The following is a 932-nucleotide window of genomic DNA, read 5'->3' as shown; positions in this document are numbered from 1 at the left end:
TGATTGCTGGCTGGACGAACCTCTGTTGGCGGATCAATGAGCCCTGTTGGACGAATAATTTGTTCTGCAAAAGTGCCATGAGATTGTTCTATTTCCAAGCGTCTTGGTGTTGCAGAGACAGCAGTCGTTTGTGGGCGCATGGCAACCCATTCTGTTTCCATGAGAAATTGATACAATCCCTTCGAGAAAAAGTTTTGCCCTTAGGCGACGACGTGTATTTTATCTGTGGGTATGGTCCCAAAAGTAGCTAGGCTATGAATGCCAATGGAATCCTTTTCTTCAAGAGATTTAAGAGGGGGGGAGGGCATAAAAAAACCCGCTTTAGAGCGGGCTTTTCTCAATGTTAATTCAATTTACTGGAGCATAGCAGACATGATTTAAGCCATCACTGCCTCGAAAAGTTCCTGTTTTAGGGTTGAAGGAACGGTATTTTTTCTTGCAATAGTTAAGCCAATCAGATTCTGATGATTGTTGTACTGGCTCATATTCCACCGTTGGCTGTACTTGATAAATCACCTGATTTTGTGGTACGTCTTGATAGATAATTTGTGGCTGTTCTGGTTTTTTTAAAACTTTACTAAGAACTGCACCTGCTGCAAGAGCAAGAATGCCCAATGCTAAAGCATTTCCTTGAATATTACTGTGTTTTGTCTTTTTGCGTTCGACATAATGATATGTCTTGCTTTCAACGTGATGCTGATGTTGTTCTCTCCATGTCTGGCTGAAATAATGACGCTTGTGGGGATCATCAAAAGAGTGATGTTTACTATGAAAAGAATGGGAGCTAAAATTGCGAGACGGTAAACCAGACTCCCTCTTCATTTCACTCATTTGATACCATGCCATATCCGCAAGCGTTGTATTTAGCGGCATGAAAACGGTTGCAGTTGACATTGCTGATAATACCGCTACCCTGATCACCTTTTTCATAA

The 932-nt window shown here is 41.6% G+C and carries 1 protein-coding gene and 1 pseudogene; one reads left to right on the top strand and one right to left on the bottom strand.

All coding sequences use genetic code 11. The annotated features are described in order from the left end of the window. Window positions 1-146 precede the first annotated feature (146 nt). Window positions 147-292: pseudogene (locus tag ACFIJQ_RS08840) on the top strand (MBL fold metallo-hydrolase); the annotation flags it as partial. 56 nt (window positions 293-348) lie between these two features. Here the strand turns inward: ACFIJQ_RS08840 and ACFIJQ_RS08835 are convergent. Further along, window positions 349-930, bottom strand: a complete 582-nt coding sequence (locus tag ACFIJQ_RS08835; RefSeq protein ID WP_375629968.1) for a BA14K family protein — start codon at window positions 928-930, stop codon at window positions 349-351. Between the last annotated feature and the right edge of the window lie 2 nt (window positions 931-932).

Source organism: Bartonella sp. TT67HLJMS (assembly GCF_042193375.1).
In the GTDB taxonomy this organism is placed as follows: Bacteria; Pseudomonadota; Alphaproteobacteria; order Rhizobiales; family Rhizobiaceae; genus Bartonella; species Bartonella grahamii.
Note: the sequence above shows the minus strand (reverse complement) of the source record. Positions and strands in the feature narration are given on the sequence as shown.

Excerpts from the sequence above, each read along its gene's own strand:
- ACFIJQ_RS08835 (WP_375629968.1), bottom strand. The coding sequence starts at position 930 with ATGAAAAAGGTGATCAGGGTAGCGGTATTATCAGCAATGTCAACTGCA.